This is a genomic window from Streptococcus mitis SK575, assembly GCF_000257865.1.
Lineage (GTDB): Bacteria > Bacillota > Bacilli > Lactobacillales > Streptococcaceae > Streptococcus > Streptococcus mitis_CQ.
Window position 1 is genome coordinate 1 of the sequence record NZ_AICU01000070.1, and the last position, 8,543, is coordinate 8,543.

9 protein-coding genes, 1 tRNA gene, 1 other RNA gene and 1 pseudogene are annotated in these 8,543 nt (G+C 40.1%); 11 read left to right on the top strand and 1 reads right to left on the bottom strand.

Annotated features, from left to right (window positions below; all coding sequences use genetic code 11):
• Nucleotides 1-11: 11 nt before the first annotated feature.
• Nucleotides 12-85, top strand: a tRNA-Asn gene (locus HMPREF1048_RS08800).
• Between the two features lie 87 nt (nucleotides 86-172).
• Here the strand turns inward: HMPREF1048_RS08800 and HMPREF1048_RS08805 are convergent.
• Nucleotides 173-323, bottom strand: a pseudogene (locus HMPREF1048_RS08805) (transposase); the annotation flags it as partial.
• Between the two features lie 667 nt (nucleotides 324-990).
• Here HMPREF1048_RS08805 and comW point away from each other — a divergent pair.
• From comW to HMPREF1048_RS08850, 10 genes are all read left to right on the top strand, one after another.
• The gene (comW, locus tag HMPREF1048_RS08810; RefSeq protein WP_000940044.1) at nucleotides 991-1,227 is read left to right on the top strand and encodes a sigma(X)-activator ComW; all 237 of its coding nucleotides are present in this window, start codon (nucleotides 991-993) and stop codon (nucleotides 1,225-1,227) included.
• Between the two features lie 230 nt (nucleotides 1,228-1,457).
• Nucleotides 1,458-2,744, top strand: coding sequence for an adenylosuccinate synthase (locus tag HMPREF1048_RS08815; RefSeq protein WP_001832534.1), 1,287 nt, complete (start codon nucleotides 1,458-1,460; stop codon nucleotides 2,742-2,744).
• Between the two features lie 196 nt (nucleotides 2,745-2,940).
• Nucleotides 2,941-3,408 carry a tRNA adenosine(34) deaminase TadA gene (gene tadA, locus HMPREF1048_RS08820; RefSeq protein ID WP_001110107.1) on the top strand — a complete coding sequence of 156 codons (468 nt, stop codon included), beginning with the start codon at nucleotides 2,941-2,943 and terminating at the stop codon, nucleotides 3,406-3,408.
• Nucleotides 3,409-3,440: 32 nt separating this feature from the next.
• An RNA gene (gene ffs, locus HMPREF1048_RS12790) (signal recognition particle sRNA small type) lies at nucleotides 3,441-3,538 on the top strand.
• Nucleotides 3,539-3,594: 56 nt separating this feature from the next.
• Nucleotides 3,595-4,038 (top strand): dUTP diphosphatase, encoded by a 444-nt coding sequence (locus HMPREF1048_RS08825; RefSeq protein WP_000701987.1) that lies wholly within the window; start codon nucleotides 3,595-3,597, stop codon nucleotides 4,036-4,038.
• The gene (locus HMPREF1048_RS08830; RefSeq protein WP_000226977.1) at nucleotides 3,998-4,555 is read left to right on the top strand and encodes a histidine phosphatase family protein; all 558 of its coding nucleotides are present in this window, start codon (nucleotides 3,998-4,000) and stop codon (nucleotides 4,553-4,555) included. Before HMPREF1048_RS08825 ends, HMPREF1048_RS08830 begins: the two co-directional genes overlap by 41 nt.
• Before the next feature lie 13 nt (nucleotides 4,556-4,568).
• The gene (radA, locus tag HMPREF1048_RS08835; RefSeq protein WP_080568553.1) at nucleotides 4,569-5,930 is read left to right on the top strand and encodes a DNA repair protein RadA; all 1,362 of its coding nucleotides are present in this window, start codon (nucleotides 4,569-4,571) and stop codon (nucleotides 5,928-5,930) included.
• 72 nt (nucleotides 5,931-6,002) lie between these two features.
• A complete protein-coding gene (locus HMPREF1048_RS08840) occupies nucleotides 6,003-6,500 on the top strand; it encodes a beta-class carbonic anhydrase (protein WP_004237611.1) in 498 nt (165 codons plus the stop codon).
• 24 nt (nucleotides 6,501-6,524) lie between these two features.
• A complete protein-coding gene (locus tag HMPREF1048_RS08845; protein WP_000742252.1) occupies nucleotides 6,525-7,340 on the top strand; it encodes a PrsW family intramembrane metalloprotease in 816 nt (271 codons plus the stop codon).
• A 144-nt stretch (nucleotides 7,341-7,484) separates the two neighbouring features.
• Nucleotides 7,485-8,453, top strand: a complete 969-nt coding sequence (locus HMPREF1048_RS08850; RefSeq protein ID WP_000010158.1) for a ribose-phosphate diphosphokinase — start codon at nucleotides 7,485-7,487, stop codon at nucleotides 8,451-8,453.
• Nucleotides 8,454-8,543 lie beyond the last annotated feature (90 nt).

Below are 8,543 nucleotides of genomic sequence, written 5' to 3' on the forward strand. Positions count from 1 at the left end.
CTTAGCTTTATTCCGCCATAGCTCAGTTGGTAGTAGCGCATGACTGTTAATCATGATGTCGTAGGTTCGAGTCCTACTGGCGGAGTAGTTAATTAAAGGGGGGTTCAGCCTCTTTTTTGTTATGTAATTAATAATCTAGGCTCTTTTTCAACTGTAGTGGGTTGAAGAAAAGCTAAGCTCGAGAAAGGACGAAATGTGTCCTTTCTTTTTTGATATTCAGAGCGATAAAAATCCTTTTTTTTGAAGTTTTCAAAGTTCCGAAATCCAAAGGCATTTCGCTTGATAAGTTTAATGAGATTATTAGTCGCTTCTAATTTAGCGTTGTAAGTTGTAATATGAAGTCTCTTCAAAGTAGGTAGGAGTTGCATTTTGAACCACTTTACAAATAGGAACTATAAACTCTCCCTCTACTTTTCTTGAAACAATTGAAGTCCGCTCAAAACGCCGTCCGATAATATTTTCATATACTTTCTCCTCTCTAGGAGTCCGTGCATCATAAGGACGATAGAGGTAGGGGGCGATTCCCGTTTCGTCAATATAGTAGATTGGAACTATAATAGTATGTTACAACTGCTAAAAATATTTCTAGAAATTAATTTGACTTTCCTAATCGATTTGTTCATCTCTTATTTCACTCTACTAGATATGCATAGCTTTATTATAACATGCGCATTTTAAACTAAGCGACTATACAGACATTAAGCATACCATCAGCTATTATAGATAATGCAAGATTACATAGATTTGAATATCTAATAATATGCGTTTTTCTTATTTTAAGATTTTTTTCCTCAGTCTCTTTTAGTATTTAACGCAGTCAATAAGGTTTTTATCATAGTCTAATTTAGGTAATAAATTTATTTCTATTCTGTCAACTTTTCCTATTTTTTATCTTGTTGAGGTTGGTATTTTAACAATTCAGGAATTATTAATGATTAATTAAAATTTTTTGTTAGAATAAGATCATAAAAAGTAAAGGAGTGTATGCTTATGCTACAAAATATTTATGATCAGATGACTGATTTCTATGACAGTATCGAAGAAGAGTATGCTACTTTCTTTGATAATAGTTGGGAATGGGAACATTTTCATTTTAAATTTTTGATTTATTATTTAGTTAGATATGGCATTGGGTGTCGTAGGGATTTTATCGTTTACCATTATCGTGTTGCTTATCGTTTGTATCTTGAAAAGATGATAATGAAACAAGGTTTTATTTCTTGTTGAGATAGTCTGAGTTAATTTCCGAACAAACTTACTTTTTTATGGCAATATAACAATAAATAGCTGGTAATTTTTCTAAATCATTTTTTAATAGTTGGAAATAGCAAATCTTTCCATTGTTTCTTCTTGATAAAAAGGCGATTTTTTCTTATAATAAATTGTAAGATATAATTGCAGGTGAGAGTCCTGCCATGTATGTGAGAAAGGAAGAGCCTGAGGGCTCAGACAAGATTATGACTTCAGTTGTTGTTGTAGGTACCCAATGGGGTGATGAAGGTAAAGGGAAGATTACAGACTTCCTTTCAGCGAATGCAGAAGTGATTGCGCGTTACCAAGGTGGTGATAATGCAGGTCACACGATTGTGATCGATGGTAAGAAATTTAAGTTGCACTTGATTCCATCTGGGATTTTCTTCCCTGAAAAAATCTCTGTTATTGGGAATGGTATGGTTGTAAATCCTAAATCTCTTGTAAAAGAGTTGAGCTATCTTCATGAGGAGGGTGTGACAACTGATAACTTGCGTATTTCTGATCGAGCGCATGTTATTTTGCCATACCATATCGAGTTGGATCGTTTGCAAGAAGAAGCTAAGGGCGACAATAAGATTGGTACTACAATCAAGGGAATCGGTCCAGCTTATATGGACAAGGCTGCTCGTGTTGGGATTCGTATCGCAGATCTTTTAGATAAAGATATTTTCCGTGAGCGTTTAGAACGTAACCTTGCTGAAAAGAATCGTCTTTTTGAAAAATTGTATGATAGTAAAGCTATCGCCTTCGATGATATTTTTGAAGAGTATTATGAATATGGTCAACAAATCAAGAAATATGTGACAGACACATCTGTCATTTTGAATGATGCGCTTGATAACGGTAAACGTGTGCTTTTTGAAGGTGCACAAGGAGTTATGCTAGATATTGACCAAGGTACTTATCCATTTGTTACGTCATCAAACCCTGTAGCTGGTGGTGTGACAATTGGTTCTGGTGTTGGTCCAAGTAAGATTGACAAGGTTGTAGGTGTATGTAAAGCCTATACGAGTCGTGTAGGAGACGGTCCTTTCCCAACTGAGTTGTTTGATGAAGTGGGAGAACGTATCCGTGAAGTAGGTCATGAATATGGTACAACAACTGGTCGTCCACGTCGTGTGGGTTGGTTTGACTCAGTTGTGATGCGTCATAGTCGTCGCGTTTCTGGTATTACTAATCTTTCATTGAACTCTATCGATGTTTTGAGTGGTTTAGATACAGTGAAAATCTGTGTGGCCTATGATCTTGATGGTCAACGTATTGACTATTATCCAGCTAGTCTTGAGCAATTGAAGCGTTGCAAGCCTATCTATGAAGAGTTACCAGGTTGGTCAGAAGATATTACTGGAGTTCGTAATTTGGAAGATCTTCCTGAGAATGCGCGTAACTATGTTCGTCGTGTGAGTGAATTGGTTGGCGTTCGTATTTCTACTTTCTCAGTAGGTCCTGGTCGTGAACAAACAAATATTTTAGAAAGTGTTTGGTCCTAAGAGATTTTTAAGATTTGTTTAAGATAGGTCGGGTATACTATAGACAGTTACAAGAAGACCTCCTAACTTGTTGTAACAAATATCCTAAACTTTTCTTTTTCATAATAATCTCCCTATAAAGTCACCGCATTCGGTGGCTTTTTTTGTCTTGGTATTCATGATATAATAAAATCGATAAGTAGGAAAAGAGAAACGGATGAATTATACAGTTGAAGAAAAAGAAGTCTTTATGAGAGAGGCATTGAAAGAGGCTGAGATTGCTCTTGAACACGATGAAATTCCAATTGGTTGTGTGATTGTCAAGGACGGAGAAATCATTGGCCGTGGGCATAATGCGCGTGAGGAGTTGCAACGAGCGATTATGCATGCGGAGATTATGGCAATAGAGAATGCGAACCTGAGTGAGGAGAGCTGGCGCTTGCTGGATTGCACGCTTTTTGTGACCATTGAGCCGTGTGTCATGTGTAGTGGGGCGATTGGACTCGCCCGTATTCCAAACGTGGTCTATGGGGCTAAAAACCAGAAATTTGGCGCTGCTGGGAGTTTGTACGATATCTTGACAGATGAGCGTCTCAATCATCGTGTGGAGGTTGAAACGGGAATTTTGGAAGATGAATGCGCAGCTATTATGCAGGACTTTTTTAGAAATAGACGGAAAAAATAATTTTTCTTTTAAAATGAATAGGAATGTGATATAATAAATAGTGGAGCAACAGTTCTGCGTGAAGCGGGTCAGGGGAGGAATCCAGCAGCCCTAAGCGATTTGAATTGTGTGCTCTTTTTTTCGTGCTTTTTCCGAATAAATAAGATAGAATAATCTAGAATAAATGATAATAGAAAAGAGAAGATGATGAAAATTCGTGGTTTTGAATTGGTTTCTAGTTTTACAGATGAAAATTTATTGCCCAAGCGTGAGACAGCGCATGCGGCTGGTTACGATTTAAAGGTTGCAGTGCGCACAGTTATCGCTCCAGGAGAGATTGTCTTGGTTCCAACAGGGGTTAAGGCCTATATGCAGCCGACTGAGGTTCTTTACCTTTATGATCGTTCTTCAAACCCTCGTAAGAAGGGCTTGGTTTTAATTAATTCAGTTGGCGTTATTGATGGAGACTATTATGGAAATCCTGGGAATGAAGGGCATATTTTTGCGCAGATGAAGAATATCACAGACCAAGAGGTTGTTCTTGAAGTTGGAGAACGTGTTGTCCAGGCTGTCTTTGCTCCTTTCTTAATTGCAGATGGAGATGCAGCTGATGGTGTGCGAACTGGTGGTTTTGGGTCAACTGGACACTAAGATGAAGATTATCTTTGTACGTCACGGGGAGCCAGATTACCGTGAGTTAGAGGAGCGTTCTTATACGGGTTTTGGGATAGATTTGGCGCCCTTGTCTGAGAAGGGACGGCAGCAAGCTCAGGAATTGAGCAAAAATTCTTTACTCTCGTCAGCTGAAATAATCGTATCTTCTGCAGTCACAAGAGCTTTAGAAACGGCTTCTTATGTAGTTTGTACTACGGGACTTCCTTTGAGAGTAGAGCCATTATTGCATGAATGGCAGGTCTATGAAAGTGGCACAGATAATTTTGAAAAAGCTCGTACTATGTTTCTAGAAAATAAGGGGGAATTACTTCCTAATAGTCCTATTCAATATGAGACAGCTGCGGAGATGAAGTCTCGGTTTCTAGAATGTATGTCTAAGTATCGAGAACATCAGACTGTGGTAGTTGTTGCTCATCGAATGCTCATGCGCCAATTTGTACCAGACGAGAAGATTGATTTTTGCCAAGTGATTGAGTATGAGTTAGAGATATAGAAAGAGGTTTATCATCGCAAAGAAAAAAGCGACATTTGTGTGTCAAAATTGTGGGTATAATTCCCCTAAATATCTGGGACGATGCCCCAACTGTGGGTCTTGGTCTTCTTTTGTAGAAGAGGTTGAGGTTGTCGAGGTCAAAAATGCGCGTGTGTCCTTGACAGGTGAGAAAACCAAGCCCATGAAACTGGCTGAAGTGACCTCCATTAATGTCAATCGAACCAAGACAGAGATGGAGGAATTCAACCGTGTACTTGGAGGCGGAGTGGTACCAGGAAGTCTCGTCCTAATCGGTGGGGATCCTGGAATCGGGAAATCGACTCTTCTCCTACAAGTCTCAACCCAGTTGTCTCAAGTAGGGACAGTTCTCTACGTCAGTGGGGAGGAGTCTGCTCAGCAAATCAAGTTGCGAGCGGAACGCTTGGGAGATATTGATAGCGAGTTTTATCTCTATGCAGAGACCAATATGCAGAGTATTCGAGCTGAGGTGGAGCGCATCCAACCAGACTTCCTCATTATTGACTCCATTCAGACTATTATGTCTCCTGAGATTTCAGGGGTGCAGGGATCTGTTTCTCAAGTGCGTGAGGTGACGGCTGAGCTTATGCAACTGGCCAAGACCAATAACATTGCCATCTTTATCGTAGGGCATGTGACCAAGGAAGGAACCTTGGCTGGGCCTCGTATGTTGGAGCATATGGTGGATACGGTGCTTTACTTTGAAGGGGAGCGTCACCATACCTTCCGTATTCTGAGAGCGGTCAAAAACCGTTTTGGCTCCACTAATGAGATTGGGATTTTTGAGATGCAGTCGGGCGGATTAGTTGAGGTACTCAATCCGAGTCAAGTTTTCCTAGAAGAGCGTTTGGATGGAGCAACTGGTTCATCAATCGTTGTGACCATGGAAGGGACACGTCCTATTTTGGCTGAGGTTCAGGCTTTGGTGACACCGACTATGTTTGGAAATGCTAAGCGTACGACGACAGGACTTGATTTTAATCGTGCTAGTCTGATTATGGCTGTTTTGGAAAAGCGGGCAGGTCTTCTCTTGCAAAATCAGGACGCCTATCTTAAATCTGCTGGCGGTGTTAAATTGGATGAACCTGCCATTGACTTAGCTGTTGCAGTTGCCATTGCTTCGAGTTATAAAGACAAGCCAACTAATCCTCAGGAATGTTTTGTAGGCGAACTGGGCTTGACAGGAGAAATTCGGCGCGTGAATCGTATCGAGCAACGTATCAATGAAGCTGCTAAACTGGGCTTTACTAAGATTTATGTGCCTAAGAATTCCTTGACAGGAATCACCCCGCCCAAGGAAATTCAGGTTATTGGGGTGACAACGATTCAGGAAGTTTTGAAAAAGGTCTTTGCATAATCCGTGACAAATCCTCTTAAAAATGATAAGATAGGAGAAATATTTGATTATCAAATTTTCGAGGAGGGAATCGTGTCGTATTTTGAACAGTTTATGCAAGCCAATCAGGCTTATGTTGCCCTACATGGGCAGTTAAATCTGCCACTTAAACCCAAAACAAGAGTTGCCATTGTGACCTGTATGGACTCACGTTTGCACGTTGCGCAAGCTTTAGGTTTGGCACTTGGGGATGCTCATATCTTGCGGAATGCAGGTGGTCGAGTGACAGAAGACATGATTCGTTCGCTGGTTATTTCCCAGCAACAAATGGGGACAAGAGAGATTGTGGTGTTACACCATACAGACTGTGGTGCTCAGACCTTTGAAAATGGTCCTTTTCAGGAGTATCTGAAAGAGGAACTAGGTGTCGATGTATCAGACCAGGATTTCTTGCCCTTCCAAGATATAGAGGAGAGTGTACGTGAGGATATGCAACTCCTTATCGAGTCTCCCCTAATACCAGATGATGTCATTATCTCTGGTGCTATTTACGATGTGGATACAGGAAGTATGACAGTCGTAGAATTGTAAAAAATTCATTTAGAGAGAAAGTGTATGAAGAAAAACAGTATTTTATTTATTTTTATTTTATTGCTATGTATTGGTTTGCAGTATGAAACCATCTACTATACGGACGGTTCGATGTCAGGTGCGGAATATGGACTAATGGGAGTTTCTATCTTTCTAGCTCTCTTTTACATGATTCCGGCTCTTTATTTCCTTTTCCGTATTGGGAAAAAATGGGAATTGCCAAAGAATGCCTTGATTTTGTCTTTATTGGGTGGGATGTTCCTTGCAGGCTGGTTGTCTAGTTTTGCTAATACCTATATCCATGATTTACTGGGCGTTCTTTTCCCAGATAGTGCATTTTTAAATGCCTTTGAAAGTGCGATTGTGGCTCCTTTAGTAGAAGAACCCTTGAAATTATTGCCACTTGTCTTTGTTTTGGCTTTGGTTCCTGTGCGAAAATTAAAATCTTTGTTTTTACTTGGGATTGCTTCAGGTTTGGGATTCCAAATGATTGAGGATATTGGCTATATTCGTACGGATTTGCCAGAGGGCTTTGACTTTACTATTTCGAGGATTTTAGAGCGTATCATCTCAGGAATTGCCTCTCACTGGACTTTTTCAGGTCTGGCTGTAGTAGGTGTTTACTTGCTTTACAGAGCCTATAAAGGACAAAAGGTTGGCAAGAAACAGGGCCTTATTTTCCTAGGTTTAGCCTTGGGAACTCATTTCTTGTTTAACTCTCCTTTTGTAGAATTGGAGACAGAGTTGCCATTAGCGATTCCAGTGGTTACAGCTATTACTCTTTATGGTTTTTATCAGGCTTATCGCTTTGTTGAGAAGAACGATGAGTTGATGAACTAGAATATTTTTTAAAAGAATGATGCAAGGGTACAAATATGGTGCCCTTCTTTTATTTTTGATTGAAAAATAGTGTAAAAAGCGCTACAATGGTAGATGGAAAATCTTGTGAAAAGCACAAGTGATACATATATACCGGAGGAAATCATGTCTTTTTCTGATTTAAAGCTGTTTGCCCTTTCTTCTAATAAAGAATTGGCAGAACGTGTGGCGCAGGAGATTGGGATAGAGTTGGGGAAATCAAGTGTTCGCCAATTTTCAGATGGAGAGATTCAGGTCAACATCGAAGAATCAATCCGTGGGAAACACGTCTTTATCTTACAATCAACTAGTTCGCCTGTAAATGACAATCTGCTTGAAATTTTGATTATGGTGGATGCTTTGAAGCGTGCCAGTGCAGAATCTGTCAATGTTGTCATGCCTTACTATGGGTATGCACGTCAGGATAGAAAGGCGAGAGCGCGTGAGCCAATCACTTCAAAACTTGTCGCAAATATGCTTGAAGTAGCTGGAGTGGATCGTTTATTGACCATCGACTTGCATGCTGCGCAGATTCAAGGATTCTTTGATATTCCTGTGGATCACTTGATGGGGGCTCCTCTGATTGCGGATTATTTTGAGCGTCGTGGCATGGTTGGTTCTGACTATGTGGTTGTCAGCCCAGACCATGGAGGAGTGACTCGTGCCCGTAAGTTGGCAGAATTTTTGAAAACATCTATCGCTATCATCGACAAACGTCGCAGTGTTGATAAGATGAATACCAGTGAAGTCATGAACATCATCGGTAAGGTCGAAGGCAAGACTTGTATCTTGATTGATGATATGATTGATACTGCTGGAACGATTTGTCATGCAGCGGATGCCCTTGCAGAAGCTGGTGCTGTTGAAGTCTATGCGAGCTGTACGCACCCAGTTCTTTCTGGTCCTGCTATGGACAATATCCAAAAATCAGCTATTAAGAAATTGGTTGTTTTGGATACCATCTATCTGCCAGAAGAGCGTTTGATTGATAAGATTGAGCAGATTTCAATCGCTCATCTTTTGGGAGATGCTATCGTACGTATCCATGAAAAACGCCCACTTTCTCCACTTTTCAGTATTGAGAAAAAGATTTAATGACCAAGCCTGAGATGATTCTCAGGTTTTTTCGTCTCTTTTGCGAATAAATAGATAGTGGCAGTGAATCTAGTAAACCTAGATTTAATA